Below are 16524 nucleotides of genomic sequence, written 5' to 3'. Positions count from 1 at the left end.
TGCAATGGAATAATATTTTTTAGTGACCAACAACCAACAACTAACTTTTCTTCAATATATTAATAAGCAATAACCAAGGTCTCTTATGAAGCTTATATCTTGGAACGTCAATGGAATACGTGCTTGTGTCCGTAATGGATTTACGGATTTTTTGCATAGCTACAAGCCAGATATAATGGGCTTGCAAGAGATAAAGATTGATGATGTTAGTCGAGCGGCTCATGATTTTGATTTTAGAGATTATAAAGAAGTCTGGAATCCAGCCAAAAAGCCTGGTTATAGCGGTACTGCTACCTTAAGCAAAGAAGCTCCTTTGTCATATAAAGCTGGTATTGGCATCGAGAAATTTGATAATGAAGGCAGAATACAAACAACCGAATTTAAGAAGTTTTACTTTATTAACGCTTATTTTCCTAATGCTCAACCAGAATTAGTTCGTTTAGATTATAAAGAAGCCTTTAATGAGGCAATTCTGAAGCACGTTAAGAAGTTGGAGAAGAAAAAGCCGGTGATTATTACTGGAGATTTTAATGTGGCTATGGAAGAAATTGACTTAGCGCGACCAAAAGAGAATATTGGTAGTCCAGGTTTTTCCAATGAAGAACGCTATTGGGGCAGAGAATTCTTGAAGGCCGGCTTGGTCGATACTTTTAGGTCACTGCAGCCTGATACAAAGCAGTATTCATGGTGGTCGTATCGCGCTATGGCTCGTGAACGTAATGTTGGCTGGAGAATTGACTATTTCCTGGTTTCGGCTAAGATAATGGGTAATGTTAAGCAGGCTTTTATATTAGATAAGGTTAAGGGTTCTGATCATTGTCCGGTGGGAATAGAGATTAATTGGTAATTAGTAGCTGGTTGTTGGTTGTTAGACGACGAACACCTAACTACTAGCAACTAACAACAAATTACTATGACTGAGTTCAAAATGCACCATAAGTTTTATCGAAATTTAGTTTTTGTGGTTGGCGTAATCGCCACAGTGCTTTATCGTATTATAATTTTTCTTAACCGTTTACCTAATCATCTTTGGACAGACTTGGCTTGGTATATCGGTACTTTAGGTTTTATTTGGTATTTTGCTCATCGTTATAATATCGAAAAACGTCGTTCGCTGATTATTAAAGAACGAGACTTAGAAAATAAAGTTATTAATAATAGTGCTTTAAGCGACGACGATCGCGCTGCTTTAGTTAAAACTCTGAAGAGCTTAGAATCATCCATGGCGCAATGGAACTATATTGTAATTTTTGTTGTCTCTGGTTTGGCTTTGTTATGGGATATAGTTATTAGAATTAGCGGTTAGTTGCTAGTCGTTGGTTGTTAGTCGGTAAAAACTAGTCCTACTACCAATGAATAATTGCCGTCTAACAACCATCAACTAACAACCATCAACTAATAACCATGATTTACGACCCAAAAACAATTGAAGAAAAATGGCGTTCGATTTGGCGCGACGAAAATCTTTATGAAACAAAAGATGACTTTAAGCGTGAAAAATATTATGTCTTAGACATGTTCCCTTATCCATCGGGTGATGGTTTACACGTCGGTCATCCTAAAGGTTATATCGCGACTGATATTATGGCGCGACAAAAAATGATGGAAGGTAAAAATGTTTTGCATCCTATGGGCTGGGATGCTTTTGGTCTTCCTGCAGAAAATTATGCTATTAAAAATAAAATTCATCCCGACGCCGCAGTTAAGAAAAATATTATTCGCTTTAAAGAGCAATTAGAAAAAATTGGTTTTACATATGATTGGAGTAGGGAAGTGAAAACGACTGACCCAAGTTATTATAAATGGACACAGTGGACATTTATTCAAATGTTTAAGAAAGGCTTAGCTTATGAATCTTTCGAACCTATTAATTGGTGTCCGTCTTGTAAAACTGGTTTAGCAAATGAAGATTTAGAAGATGGTCATTGCGAGCGTTGCGGAACTCTAGTTGAAAAAAAACCAATGCGACAATGGGTTTTGAAAATCACTGATTATGCTGAACGCTTGCTAGATGATTTAGAAAAACTGGATTGGCCAGAATCAATTAAAGAGTCACAACGTAATTGGATTGGCCGCTCAGTTGGGGCTGAAATAAGCTTTCCTGTCAGAACCACAGATTCCACAGATGAGACTGATGGGGCTCCTGATAGCTCTGATGTAATTAAAGTATTTACCACTAGACCCGATACGTTGTTCGGTGTAACTTACTTGGTTTTAGCACCGGAAAATGACTTAATTAACAAATTAGAAAGTAAAGTTTCTAATTTTAGTGAAGTTAAAAAATATATTGAAGCAGCTGCTAAAAAAACCGAAATTGATCGTACGGCTGAAGGCAGAGAAAAAACCGGCGTAGAATTAAAAGGCTTAACAGTTATTAATCCAGCGACCAAAGAAGAAGTAGCTGTTTGGGTAGCAGATTATGTTTTAAATGATTACGGCACCGGTGCCGTAATGGCAGTTCCCGCGCACGACGAAAGAGATTATCAATTTGCTAAAAAATATAATTTAGAAATTAAACAAGTTATTGGTCCTTACTGTGCCAGTACTATGTCGCCAGTGCGTGAGGGTATAAAAATTGTGCCGCGCAAAATGATAAATTGTATTTTAAGAAATCCAAAAACTGATGAATACGCTTGTTTGAAGTGGCGCGAAGATTTTGGTTGGACAACTTTAATTGGCGGCGGCATCGAAGCTGATGAAGATGTGGTTACGGCTGGTTTAAGAGAAATTCGTGAAGAGTCAGGTTATCTTAATGTTAAATTTGTAAAATCTTTTGGAACTTGTTTTGGTGGTGGCTATGCTACACATAAAAAAGAAAATAGATTTTCAAGTAACGTCGGTTTATTGTTTGATTTAGTGACTGATAAAAAAGAAGAAGTTGCCGAGAAAGAGCAAGCTAATCATAAAATAAAATGGTTGAAGCGTGACGAGGTCGCAACTTTCCTTAATGTTGAGTCATCAATTTATTTATGGGAATTATTTTTAAGTAATGAAAATCTTTATACTGGCGAAGGATATTTATTGGCTTCTAGTAAGTACGATGATTTAACGACTGCTGAAGCTCGAACTAAAATTACTAAAGATTTAGGCAAGGCTGTTATTAGATATAAATTACGTGATTGGGTTTTCTCTCGTCAGCGTTATTGGGGCGAACCAATTCCGATTATTCATTGTGAAAAGTGCGGCGCTGTTCCAGTGCCAGAAAAAGATTTGCCCGTCGCTTTGCCAGAAGTAGAATTCTATGAACCAAGCGGAACAGGGGAATCACCACTGGCTAATATTACTGACTGGGTTAATGTTAAATGTCCAAAATGTGGCCAAGACGGAAAAAGGGAAACTAATACTATGCCGCAATGGGCTGGTTCAAGTTGGTATTATTTGCGTTATATTGATCCAAATAATAATGAAGCTTTAGTTGATAAAAAGAAGGAAAAATACTGGTCACCGGTTGATATGTACGTTGGTGGAGCAGAGCACGCGACGCGACACTTAATTTATGCTCGTTTTTGGCATAAATTCCTATATGATATAGAAGCTGTGTCACATGACGAACCTTTTAAGCGTTATACCAATTTAGGGCTAATTTTAGCCGCCGATGGTAGAAAAATGAGCAAACGCTGGGGAAATGTGATTAATCCTGATGATATTATTGCTAAATACGGGGCTGATGCCTTTAGAGTTTATGAAATGTTTTTAAGCCCATTTACTCAGTCGGCTAGCTTTCTAGAGTCGGGCGTTGCCGCGGCCAAGTCATTTTTGAATCGAGTCTTCATCTTAAAAGATAAGATTGCTGATAATGCTGAACTAAACAACGAGACAATTACCTTATTAAATCAGACGATAAAAAAAGTCGGCGATGATATTAATAATTTCAAATTTAATACTGCCGTGTCGGCTTTAATGATTTTGAGCAACGCTTTAGCAGATTGTGAATCAATCGATGTAAAAAGCTACAGTATTTTACTTCAACTCCTAGCGCCATTGGCGCCGCACATCACGGAAGAGCTGTGGCAATCACATGGTAATAAAGAATCAATCTTTAAATCTAGCTGGCCAAAGTATGATGAAAAATTATTAGTTAGTGAGCTGACTACAATTGTCGTGCAAGTTAACGGTAAGATGCGTGATACTTTTGAAATCAGTTCATCTTCCAGTGAAGAGGAAATTAAACAGACAGCGCTAGATCGACCAAGTACACAAAAATGGATTGAGCAAAAAGAAATTAAAAAAATAATTATCGTGAAAGGAAAAGTAATTAACATTGTAATTTAAATCACCCCACCCCTAACCCCTCCCCATTCGCAAGCGAATAGGGAGGGGAAGCTAGTTTTCACATGAATACAAGTCACCCCTCCCTACGCTCTGCGTGGGGAGGGGCTGGGGGTAGGGTAAAACACAAAATGAATCTACTAAACGAGACAATAAATCTTTCTAAATTATACGGAGTTAAACCAACGAAAAATCGTGGGCAGAATTTTTTAATTGACGAAACGGTTTATGAAAAAATTATTGATACGGCTGAAATAAAATCAGATGAAACAATTTTAGAAGTAGGACCTGGTCTTGGTTTTTTAACAATGCGAATTGCTAGTTCAGCAAAAAAAGTTGTAGCCGTTGAACTAGATAAAAATTTAGCCGAAGCTTTAACTAATCGTTTGGAATTAGAAGAAGTAAAAAATGTTGACGTCTTTAACGAAGACGTGATGAACCTGATGGCGAAGTGGGTAAAAAGTTTTGAGAAAATTGATAATAAAAAAATCGCTGTCGTAGCAAATTTACCTTACACAATTACTTCAATTTTTTTAAGATTTTTTGTTGGCGGCAATGTTGCAAATATTTTACCCACTCGTTTTATTTTAATGTTACAAAAAGAAGTTGCTGAAAGAATTATTGCTAAAGCAGGGGAGATGAGTTTGCTAGCTTTGTCAGTTCAGCTTTATTCAGAGCCTAGTATTATTCATATCGTTTCTCGAAAATCTTTTTGGCCAGCTCCCGCTGTCGACAGCGCCATAATTTTATTACGCCGCAATGATCAATGGTTGAAAATGCTGAAGGCGAATGGCGGCACTGAAAAAGATTTACTGCGCTTAATGAAAATTGGCTTTAGTGCGCGTAGAAAAATGCTAAAAGCCAATATTGCCAATGGTTATCACGTCTCGGCGCAAGCGGTTGCTTTGTGTCTAGAGAAGGCTAAAATTAGCCCAATGGCTCGTGCTCAAGAGCTAGATTTAAAACAATGGATAAATCTATTGCCGTTAATTAGTTGAAATGTTATAATAATAATATAATTTAGTGTTAGTCATTAACATTAGGCGTTGATTTAATAGTGAGATGTGGTTCGGCTAATAGCTAGTTGTTAGTAGTTAGTGCTTGGTTGTTACACGACCATCACTTATTAACACTAACATGTAGTAATTAGCGCCCACTGACAACTAACTACCAACAACCAGCAACTATAAATCCCATGTCTTTTTTCGACAGGTTAGCTAGGCGATTAGAACTCGATGATTTTGACAAACGTCATAGGACGGCGTTTGTTGCTTTAGGTTGTGTAACAGTTTTGATTTTAGTTTTATGGTTCTTCCAACTAAATAATAATATTATTGATCCGCTTTACGGGGGTCTTAATCCAAATAAATTAAAACAAGAAGCTAGTCAAACTTCTGTACTCTCAGCTGTAGCTGATAATGAATTAAAAAATAAAGATACTGACAGTGATGGTTTAAGCGACTACGACGAAATAAATATTTATAAAACATCAGCTTATTTATCTGACTCTGATAGTGATGGGATTTCTGATATGCAAGAAATTAAAAATGGAACTGATCCAAACTGTGCAGCCGGAAAAGACTGTAGCGCTGTTTCGGCCACGCAAGATTCATCAACTATAACTAACACGGTCTCTCCACAAACTATAACTAATACAGTCACTCCACAAACAAATACCACAACTGATTTAAGTGCTGAAGAAAAAAATGCTCTTAAACAGATTCTTGGTTCAAGTAATGATCCTAAAGTGTTAAGAGAATTTTTAGTAGCGAGTGGAGCGGAACAGTCTTACGTTGATTCGCTCAAGGATCAAGATTTACAAAAAGTGATTAACGAAATTTTGAAATAGTTTATGAAAAAAAATATTTTTTCTTCAGGTTCAATTATTTTACTAATTATATTTTTTAGCGCAGGATTTTTTTTATTTCAATCTAAGCCAGCTAGTGCTATCGCTGACGCCGCTCTTTCCGGAGCGGGACTAGCAGCCCCTGGAGGAATTCCTGTAAAAGACATTGGTGCATCAGTTTTAAACTTTCTTAAAGAAATGGCTCAGAAATCTGGCTCAACAATTTTTAATATCATTCTAACAAGAACAATTAATAAGTATGCTTATGAAACCGCAACTTATTTAGGTTCTGGTAGTAAGGGTCAAGAACCTTTATTCTTTAAAAAAAACTTTGGAGATTTTTTGGCTGATGTTGGAAATAGCGCCCTAGGACAAACGCTTGAAATCATATCTAGAGCTCCAAAAACGGATAAGAATGGTAATAAAAAATTGGACTCAAGTATTGCTGGTCTCGGAATAAATCTTTGTGCGCCTGATTTAGACATTATTAAAAACATTTCTCTTGGTATTGCGGGTGTAAATACTCCACCAGACTTAGAAGCTGGCGCTTGTAATTACAGTAGCCTAAAAGAAGCTTGGCAGGGAGAATATGACGCGAAAATTAAATTTATATTAAAGGACGGAAACTTTGGTAAAAGACTCAGCCAGACACTTGATCCAGGTAACAGCGACGTAGCGGTCGCTTTTAGTCTTTTTAATTTTTCATATGAAAAGCAGGCGAAAGACATAGGTGCTTCTCAACTAACCCGACTAGAACAAAAAGGCTGGAAGTCATTAACTGGTCTTATTAGCGACAAGCCCAAGGGTCCTCCTGGTAGCGCTGAAAGAGAGTTGCAGATGGCTAATGAGCTCCAGGCCATGAAAATTGGTAAATATACCGGAGATGTTTTAGTTGATGCGGCCAATATCTTTCTTAACCAGTTAGCAATGACTGCTTTCAATAAGCTAATGCGCACATTAGGTTCAGATAATAGTAATAGCTCTAGTTTAGCTAGTCCCTATTCGTCAAATGGTGTAGGTGGCGTAACCGAGGTTAATCGTGTTGCCAGTAAATTACTGCAGGCTCAATTTGGTGAACAAGCCGATTATGACGTGCTTAGTCAGTTAACTAATTGTATTAATGAAAGTAACCCAGGCCCAACAGACTGTGTGATTAATCAGCAGTTTGGTCAGGCTATAGAGAGTCAAATAACAATCGCTGAGGCGATTAAATTAGGTTTAATCAATGCTAATAAAAGAGTTGGTTATAATGAACAAGGGGATGATTTGAGTTATAAAGATGGCTATCCATACCGCTCGCTTATTATTTTAAGAAAGTATCGTGTTCTGCCGGTTGGCTGGGAAGTAGCGGCTCAATATATTAAGGCAAATCCAGAAGGAACAAAAATTGTTACTTTACAAAAACTTTTAGAATGTTATGACCCAGCAGATTTAATCTACACTGGCTACAATGAGACTTGGTGTCATGGTTTGATTGATCCGAATTGGGTTTTGAAATTGCCTAAGCTTTATTGTGGTATGAAAGGCTATGGTTCTCAGATTGTAAATAGTCAAATTGTGCCTTCTAACACTGGTTTTTGTGCCGTGAAATCGGACGTCGATTGTTCAAGCAGGGCTTTGACTAACGATTGTTCTACTGACTGGCAAGAATGTACAAAAGATGATGACTGCACAAAAAATACTGATTATCAATGTAACTTTACTATTGCTAAAGATGTTTCTATCGTGCGTGATAATAATTACTGCGCTGATGAGCAGTCTTGCATTAAAGAAAACTCAAATGGTTCTTGCTCTAATTATGGCTATTGTACTGAAGAGCAACGTCGTTGGAGCTTTGGTCAACCAGATGATAATGCTTGTGAGTCGGTAAATAACACTTGCCAAAACTTTACGAGTGACGCAGGCGTAGCTACAGCTTATTTAGAAAATACGCTAGATTATTCAAATTGTGATATTAATAAGGTTGGTTGTAAAAAATATGCCACAGCTGTTAAAACCTACACCCTAGGAACAAACGGGGGAGCCGATAAGATTAGCTGGGATCCAAATGGCAATCATATTTATTTTAATAATAAATCATCTGATTGTGACGCCAGCCAAGAAAGTTGTCATCAGTTTATTAGAATAGCTGATAACCTAGATACTAACTTAATTGCTGACGGTAGTTTTGAAAAATCTAAATGTCTTAGAGATAGCGGCAGCACCTTATTACCAAGTAATTTAAAAGACAATAAGCTTGTAAAACAAGCTAATGCACAAGCTGCTGCCGAACCTTGTCAGCTAACAACTTTTTCTAATTCACCACGCGGTGGTTACTTAGATAACCGTTGGTTTATTGATGTACCTAACCCAGGTGAGTTGCAGGCTGGTATTGTTAATGATAAGGCTAGCACTGGCGGACAAAGTTTATATGTAAAAAGCTCGACTGGCGGTGGAGGTATTTGGGCTGGTGATACAAACACTAATAGTATTTTACCGACTGGTTTCCGCTTTGAAGATGATCGTTTTTACACCTTGAGCGCAAATATTTTTGTAGTTAATAATAATAATCCTGCAAAAGACAAAGTTGGAGTTAGTCTTGGTACTCAGAAAGCTGAGACAACTACAACTAATGCTTGGCAATCAGTTACTGTTACTTATTATCGCTCACCAGGTGCTGCAGCTACAGGCTTTTATATCCAAGGTTACGATACAACTGAATTTTATATTGATGATCTCAAGTTATCTGTTGGCTCAACCGATACATCTTATAGCGATTATCTTGATAATAACCTTGTCTACGAGAAGCTTTTGCCAAGCTATTTAGAAGCTAGCTGCTATAAAGCAGTTGGTTCTAACTATGAATTAAAAGATGATGCACCTGCTAAATGTAGGGAATTTGTTAGAAAATGTAATGCCGAAGAGGTTGGCTGTAGAGAATATACATCAAATAATACTGGCATTGCGGTAACAGCTAAAGTAAAACCAAAAGATATTTGTCCTGCATCTTGTGTTGGTTATGACGTTTTTGTCGCTCAACCAACTTATTTCTCAGCTATCCAATCAGCCTACTTTATTCCAAGTTCAGCTAGACAATGTAGCTCACAGTCAGCTGGTTGTACGGCCTTTACTAATCTTGATAAGTTAGATCAGGGGGGAGAGGCAACAGAGTATTATAGTTATTTAAGAACCTGTATTAAACCTGATGTGAATAGCTGTGGTGAATTTTATACTTGGGAAGGTTCTGATGAATCTGGTTATCAGTTGAAAGTTTATTCCTTAAAGAAAAATAATAGTGAGCCAGCCAGTACCTTAAGTTCAACCAATGAAGCTTCGCTCTGTAATGAAGAAATTTTCAAAAAACTTCCGTCCGATCCTGGATATAATTATGATTGTAGAGAATTTTATGGTCGCGATGGAACCGTAACTTATCATTTGTATACTCGAACAATAAGTTGTTCGGATGATTGTCATCCTTATCGTCGTGAAGCCACTCAAAATGAATGTACTTCTGGTGGTGGTATTTGGGAAGCAGCTCAATCACGTTGTCTTTATTACTCAGTACCAGGCGAGGGAACAAGTTGTAGTGCATCCGAAGTTGGTTGTCGTGAATACACTGGTAATATTGCTAACAACGTTAGAATTGTTAATAATAAAACTTACGATTTTGAAAGTGAGACTGAGCCAACGGATGGTTGGGATGGTGGAGTTTCTAGTAGCACTTCGCTTCAGCTCGGAAAGCACTCCTTGTTGGGAACGAATATTTCTAAACTAGTGGGTAAGTATGACATGTCTATTACTCCGGCTACTTTAGGTGTTAAAAAAGATGAATCTTATACAATTTCTTTCTTAGCAAAATCTCAAGCTGGTAGTGGTGTTGATATTCAAGGCATTGATTTAATAAATGCAAAATCGCCAAATCCAGATTCAGCTGCTTTTATAACTAGCGGAACAAGGGTTGGTGCTGAATGGAAGCTATATACCTTTAATCTTGATAAATTAAATCACGAGGTCTCTCCAATTATAGAAGCTAATGGCGGCAGAGATATAACTGGAGAGAAAATAAGAATTAATTTTTCCGGCCCAGTTTATATTGATAATATTAGTTTAAATGAGATTCCTGATCGTTACTTCTTGATTAAAGATTCTTGGTCAACACCTGAAGAATGTGATCAAACCGTTACTGGTGCTTATTCTCCGCGCTATATGTTAGGTTGTAGCCAATATCAGGATAGTGCTAGCGCTACTATAAATTTGCATAGTTTTAGTAGCTTGTGTCAGGACTCGGCCGCTGGTTGCGAACAAATGATTGATACTCAGAATTCGAATGATTATAAAGCCAGTAATAATGGAGCAGCCGTAGCCGCTGATAGCATTATTAATGTGGTTTATGATCCTAATAAGCAATGTAACCAAGAAAACAAAGGCTGTCAGAGATTGGGTCTAGCAACAACTTACAACACCATTACAACTTATTCAGATATTTATAAGAATAATGATCCAGATAGTTATGAAACAACAAGCTGTACTGCAGCGGCAGTAGGTTGTAGTCAATGGTCTGATGGTAATGGTGGAACAACATATTTCAAAGATCCAGGTAATATGGCTTGCGAATGGCGTCAAAGAGTTGGCTCTAAAACAGGCGAATATGAATGGCTAAAGAAGTCGGTAAAAACTTGTAACGGTGATGCAGCTAAGAATTTATGTTCAACTGATAGTGACTGTGATGCAGGAGTTAGCTGTAAGTTAATTAGCGATGAAGATTGTATTACAAGTTATGATAAAACAATTGGTATTGGTGGAATCGGTAATCGCACATCTCAACCAGCAACTTGGGCAGGAATTTGTAACAATACTCAAGCTGGTTGTACAGAATATATTGATCCAACATCTAAGTTTAATGAAAATATAATAAGTAACCCAAGCTATTTAAAGTCAGGCGAATATTGGACAAATGTTGGGGCAAGTGAAGCTAAGCAATCTGTCACTATCTCACCGCAAACAGTTTATATTATAAAAGGCATGGGCGATGATGGCTCTGCTAAAGTTAAAATTAATTGTCCAAAAGTTGGCACGGACGACAGGTTAAGAGTATTAGACTCCAGTAATAATTTTTCTGTTCTGATTGATTCAAATACAAATCAGCCAAAATATGAAACGGACTATATTGCCGGAACTACTGGTTCTAATGGCAGTAAAAACGAGAGCTTAGAATTCTATTATCAGAGCACTAATCCTGTCTCAGTTCAGTGTACTGTAACGCGAAACAACCGCACGGACGGTCAGCCGGTTTATTTGCGACAAGCTATCGTTAGCTATCAACTCGCGCAGAATTTAGACAAGACGTCAGCTAATGGTGTTGTTAAGTTTGATAGTGGGCAAATCCTCTTTAACGAAAGAGCCCAAAGTGGTTCGAATAAAAAAGCTTTAGTATATAACGCTGATACAACTTTTGACACTAGTGTTGATGGCAACACACCAGATTCTATCTCTACGCCAAAAAATGCCAACGTTATTCTTAAGGTAAAAGCTGATCGAAGTTGTGCTAAATGGTTGTCTTGTTTGACTTATATTCCTGATCCTAACGACAGCAATAAAAAAATCTGCCTTGACGTTGGTTTGTGCGATAAGATGGGGGACGGCGGAGTTTGCGCTAACTTTGTAGACAATATTCCTAAGCAGAATCAACAACAAGGTAAAATTGCTAACTTAAGTGGTTATAGCAAGGTTGGTTATGTTGACAGTGCTAAGGGGTCTTTAACTCTAAATGACTACTATAATATTGCTTCAATGACCCAGGTGGGTGATACTGTTTCTATTGCTAACGGTAACTTTGAAGCAGGTGGTGATTGGGTTGATTCGAGCAATAAGGCTGCGACAATTTTAACTCAGCCAGATCAAATTGATGCTTTGAGCTTAGCCCCAATTAAGTCGGTTCAAGATAAATCTCTGCAAACTTCTAACTATCTCGTGCCGGAGGGTAAGGGAATACTTAAGATGGCAGCAGGAACAACTTTCTCTCAAGCAAGTTCAATTAACTTGAGCTTAAATTCAAATTACGTCTTAACTTTTTACGCTTATAATAAGGGTGATGGTTTTAAGGTTAGCTTTGTTAGCACAACGCCTAATGGTGAAGGCAGTTTTGATTTAGCTACCTTTGGAGCTGATAGCACTAAGAACAAATGGGTGAAGCATTCTCTTGGCTTTAAGGCATCAGCCACGTCTTATAAAATTAAGTTTAGTAACACATCAGCAACGGCGGGCGAGGCTTACTTAGATGATCTTAGAATAGCGCCAGGTCTTAATAATCGTTGTTCAGATCCAGCCAATATTGAATCTCAGTTATCAAAATGTAATGACCCAATGTCGGCCACTAAGAAGCCTAGCTATATTGGCTCTTCTTGTAGGCTTTATGCTAGAGAAAATTCATTGGCTTGTAATTATATTGATGCCCAAAATATTCGCCACAAGGGTGTTTATGGTTACTGTTTAGAAGCAGATCCAAAAAATCCTGCAACTTGTTTGCTCTGGTATCCGACAAATCGCATTGCTGGTGATCAAAATGAAGAAATGCCACCTATTAATTTTAATGGTTCAAATGTTAGCTATTGTATGGACGTTAAAGATGAGTGCTCTGCTACTAGCTCTGACACGCCACAATTCTATTGCAATCAGTTTATTAAAGTAAGTAGCGATAGTTACTACTGGTATCAAAGAATGGCAGATGGTTCTAACTTTAAGATGCCAGACAGTTCGTCAGATAAGAAGTGCAGTATAGACGGGAAAAGCTGTACGAATGATACTGAGTGTCCTAATCTTCCTCAGACTTGTGTAAGTAATACTGCCTGCAGCATTACTGGTCTAACTCCCTGTCCGGTAACTGGTAACCCGCCTAGGACATACTGTCCTGACGCTGCTCAAACCTGTGTCGGCAAGGTAAAGTTCCCTGAAGATCCGCTTTTCTTTAGGCCTTATTCACCTACGCCTACGAGTGTTCGTGCAATTGATTTTGGTAAGAAGGCTGGTTTAAATGTGGTGCAGCCAATGCCGATTGAATCAATTAAGAGAAATACATCTCCAGGTTTCTTTGGGGCATTTACATCAGCTATGGATATAAATAGTTCAAAAGAAATACTTTCTCCTGCCTTCAATAAATTTTTCCCTTACTATGGAGATAACAATAGCCTTGGCTCTCGTTGTACGACGCTTCCTAATTTTCAATTTAGTTATGGCAGTCCTTATACTGAGGCTGGTCGATATCCTTATGAAGATTACTTTAATGGAACCACGGGAGATGGTCCGTCTACAAATAATCCTAATATGGGCAGCTGGGATCACTGCAACATTAAGTATGCTGCTATTGGAGATCTCGAAAGTGGTGCATGCAATGATGGGGGATGCAAACCAGGCTCGATAAAAGATGTTCATAATTTTATAGAATGCAATTCAGGTTCTTGTACTGTATGGGACAGTTCTCGAAATAAAACATGTTCTATTGGGGGAGACAATGTATCTGGTTGGACATTGAACGTTAATGGTAATAACTTAGGGGATGATGGGTTCTGTGTTGGTTACTGCTGGAATAGTACCGGCAAGTACTCGGTTGCTGAAAGCTTTACTAAGGCACAGGCAGCTCTAAAGAGAATCTTTATTACTAAGCCAAATGATAATCCATGGTTGCTTTATGAATTAGTTGGTAATAACTATAGCAAAGTGACCGCAATGAATTCTGTAGACAAGCCTGTTCCTTGCGCCGGAGGTGTTCGTCCCGCAACGGTCGACCCTGTCGGCAATACTGATTATTGCTATATTGATCCTGTTATAAGTAATTTCACTATTAATGGAAATAAAGGCTTAGATGAAAACGAAAGTATTCATTCTAATTCGCCTTATGCTGTTCTTAGTTTCAATACTAAGACCGATCCAGAACAATTGCCAATTAAGAGTATTGATATTTATTGGGGATACAAGAACTCATTAGGGGGAGACGAAATAACCCACCTAGGACCAAATTTGGCTGATGCTAATCCTAGGATTATAACTAAGCGACTTGAATATTACAAAATACGACCAGGTAATTATCCGACTGTGTGTAATGATGATTATTGTCACCTTAAGATAAAGATAGTGATCACTGATAACTGGAAATATAGTACTGAAAAATACTTTGGTAAGACTGGTACTGATACTGATTTTAGAGAGGTTTGGGTTTATAAACCTCAATAAATACCTATAAATATAGATAGTATTGACAAAAGCTATTAAAAGTAGTATGCTTTAGGTAACTAAAGAAAACTAGTCTATCAGCTGTTAGGGGTAGATATTTGAAAATTTTATAAAAGAAGGAGTTAAAAATGAAAAAGCTAATTATTATATTAGTCGGGCTATTTTTATATAGTTCGGTTTACGCAATGAATTGGGTGCCGCTTAATTTAGGCACTACAAGCAACGTAAAAAAAGTTGTGTTTATTAATACAACAACAGGCTATGCAATCTGCTCTCCGGGCGCAATAGTTAAAACAACTAACGCCGGCGCCAGCTGGACAACACTCTTCACTAGTAGTACTGAGGGTTTATTCGGGATTACTTTTGTTGACGCCAATACTGGTTATGCAGTGGGAACGTCTGGGCTTATGCTCAAGACTACTAATGCAGGAGCGAATTGGACAATAAGTTATCCGGGATCAGATCAGCTGTTTGACATTTATTTTTTAAATGCCCAAACTGGTTGGATTGTTGGTGATTTTTCAACTTGCCTAAAGACCACTAACTCAGGAGTCAACTGGACAATGCAGCAGGTTCCACTTAGCAACGGTTTACTTGTATCAGTTACCTTTAATAATGGTAAAGGGTTTATTGGTGTATCTATCAGTGGTACTAATTTATTAACGACTACTAACGGTGGAACCAACTGGGTCGATAATAAAATTAGAGCAGGTGGTATCAGTAGCCTGGATATTAGCTTTGTCGGAAATTTCGGTGTCACCGTTGGTTCAGAAAATTTAGTCAATAACGTTGTTAGACCACTTATCTTTATGACCAGTAATAATGGTCAAAACTGGGTTGAGCACTTAGTGGCTGATAAAAAAGCTTTTCTGGCCTCGGTTGATATTTGTCAATCCAATCCAAATATAGTTTTTGCTGTAGGTAATTATTACAATGATTCGGTTAATGGAAACAAGGGCTTGATTATGCATTCGACAAACGGCGGAGTTAGCTGGATTAGTGAAGTCTGGAACTCCAACCAAATATTAACTGGCGTAACAACAACTTCGACCGATGTTTATATCGTTGGTGATGGTGGCTTTATTTATAAAGCTGCACTTCCAGTCGGTATAAATCAAATCGGCTCAACAGTTCCCGACAAATATATTTTGTCGCAGAACTATCCTAATCCTTTTAACCCAGTAACAAACATCGAGTTTTCTATTCCAAAAAATGGAGCAGTAAAACTAACCGTGTTTGATATCTCGGGTAAAGAAGTTGCAATCTTAGTTAACCAAGTTCTTTCCATCGGGAAGTATAAAGTTGATTATAATGCATCAAATCTATCAAGCGGTACTTATTTCTATCGCTTGCAAGCAAATGATTTCGTTAGTACTAAAAAAATGGTACTGATAAAATAAACCTCTATTCTCCCAAGATAGAGCAAGGTCCCGATTCATGAATTTGAGTCGGGCCTTTTTAATTTAGTGAACTCACCCCTAGCCCCTCTCTATCCCGCTAAAGCGGGCAGAGAGGGGAAATTATGGATAATAGTTTTGCTTTGTTCTAGTTATTAAAACTTCAGTTTATTAATACACAGCATCTAAGGCCATTACCAAGGACATATAAATTTAAAAGATGATATATAAATTTCCCCTCTTTGCCCGCCGAGTCGGAGGGCAGAGAGGGGCTAGGGGTGAGTAAGCTATCACAGTGTAATTATAATTCAATGGAAACAACCAAGATTTACTTAATTCTAGACTCTTGTTGCCAACATATTTTTTTGCTATATTTATAGCCTAACCCTCTATTTTATTAACACCCGTTAGCCGGGGCTAATTTAGAGGTTTTATGAGCAAAGAACTAACTAATATGGATATCATTGAAGTCCTTAAAGACTTTTCTGAAAAAATGGATCGTCAATTTGAAAAACTTAATCAAAAGATTGATGATTTTAGAGCTGAGGTAAACCAAAAGTTTATTGAGGTTGACTAAAGACTAGATTATCATGAAACTTGGCTTAATAGGATTGAGGGTCGCTGTAATAAGATAGAGAATAATGTAGTTAATTTGGTTGGTTTATTAAGAGACAAGGAAGTTATTTCTGTTCATGAATCAGCCCAACTTCTTTCTTCTAAAGGCCTTAACTAGTTTTTAAATTAATTTTGTTTTCGGCACAGTCGTTTCTTATTGACTGTGTCGTTTGTTTTGCCCTACCCCCAACC

8 protein-coding genes are annotated in these 16524 nt (G+C 37.6%); all 8 read left to right on the top strand.

Features of this window, described 5'->3' with window-relative positions; genetic code table 11:
* Positions 1–85 precede the first annotated feature (85 nt).
* The 8 genes from NTY12_04095 to NTY12_04060 all read left to right on the top strand — a co-directional run bounded on the left by NTY12_04095 (position 86) and on the right by NTY12_04060 (position 16294).
* Positions 86–847 carry an exodeoxyribonuclease III gene (locus NTY12_04095; GenBank protein MCX6793181.1) on the top strand — a complete coding sequence of 254 codons (762 nt, stop codon included), beginning with the start codon at positions 86–88 and terminating at the stop codon, positions 845–847.
* 66 nt (positions 848–913) lie between these two features.
* On the top strand, positions 914–1306 hold the full coding sequence (locus NTY12_04090; protein MCX6793180.1) for a hypothetical protein: 393 nt from the start codon (positions 914–916) through the stop codon (positions 1304–1306).
* A 98-nt stretch (positions 1307–1404) separates the two neighbouring features.
* Entirely contained in the window at positions 1405–4272 is a 2868-nt protein-coding gene (locus NTY12_04085) for a class I tRNA ligase family protein (GenBank protein MCX6793179.1), read from the top strand.
* A gap of 128 nt (positions 4273–4400) precedes the next feature.
* A complete protein-coding gene (gene rsmA, locus NTY12_04080; protein ID MCX6793178.1) occupies positions 4401–5267 on the top strand; it encodes a 16S rRNA (adenine(1518)-N(6)/adenine(1519)-N(6))-dimethyltransferase RsmA in 867 nt (288 codons plus the stop codon).
* A gap of 197 nt (positions 5268–5464) precedes the next feature.
* Positions 5465–6118 (top strand): hypothetical protein, encoded by a 654-nt coding sequence (locus NTY12_04075; GenBank protein ID MCX6793177.1) that lies wholly within the window; start codon positions 5465–5467, stop codon positions 6116–6118.
* 3 nt (positions 6119–6121) lie between these two features.
* On the top strand, positions 6122–14320 hold the full coding sequence (locus tag NTY12_04070; GenBank protein ID MCX6793176.1) for a DUF642 domain-containing protein: 8199 nt from the start codon (positions 6122–6124) through the stop codon (positions 14318–14320).
* Positions 14321–14448: 128 nt separating this feature from the next.
* Positions 14449–15720: a YCF48-related protein gene (locus NTY12_04065; protein MCX6793175.1), complete on the top strand. Its 1272-nt coding sequence runs from the start codon at positions 14449–14451 to the stop codon at positions 15718–15720.
* 430 nt (positions 15721–16150) lie between these two features.
* Complete coding sequence (locus NTY12_04060; GenBank protein ID MCX6793174.1) at positions 16151–16294, top strand: hypothetical protein; 144 nt, start codon at positions 16151–16153, stop codon at positions 16292–16294.
* Positions 16295–16524 lie beyond the last annotated feature (230 nt).

The organism is Candidatus Falkowbacteria bacterium (assembly GCA_026396835.1).
Taxonomy (GTDB): domain Bacteria; phylum Patescibacteriota; class Patescibacteriia; order Patescibacteriales; family Patescibacteriaceae; genus Patescibacterium.
The sequence above is the reverse complement of the archived record's forward strand: the minus strand, read 5'-3'. Positions and strand labels throughout refer to the sequence as shown.

Bases quoted from the DNA above. Each gene is read 5' to 3' on its own strand.
- NTY12_04095 (MCX6793181.1), top strand. From the start codon at position 86: ATGAAGCTTATATCTTGGAACGTCAATGGAATACGTGCTTGTGTCCGT.
- NTY12_04090 (MCX6793180.1), top strand. From the start codon at position 914: ATGACTGAGTTCAAAATGCACCATAAGTTTTATCGAAATTTAGTTTTT.
- NTY12_04085 (MCX6793179.1), top strand. From the start codon at position 1,405: ATGATTTACGACCCAAAAACAATTGAAGAAAAATGGCGTTCGATTTGG.
- rsmA (MCX6793178.1), top strand. From the start codon at position 4,401: ATGAATCTACTAAACGAGACAATAAATCTTTCTAAATTATACGGAGTT.
- NTY12_04075 (MCX6793177.1), top strand. From the start codon at position 5,465: ATGTCTTTTTTCGACAGGTTAGCTAGGCGATTAGAACTCGATGATTTT.
- NTY12_04070 (MCX6793176.1), top strand. From the start codon at position 6,122: ATGAAAAAAAATATTTTTTCTTCAGGTTCAATTATTTTACTAATTATA.
- NTY12_04065 (MCX6793175.1), top strand. From the start codon at position 14,449: ATGAAAAAGCTAATTATTATATTAGTCGGGCTATTTTTATATAGTTCG.
- NTY12_04060 (MCX6793174.1), top strand. From the start codon at position 16,151: ATGAGCAAAGAACTAACTAATATGGATATCATTGAAGTCCTTAAAGAC.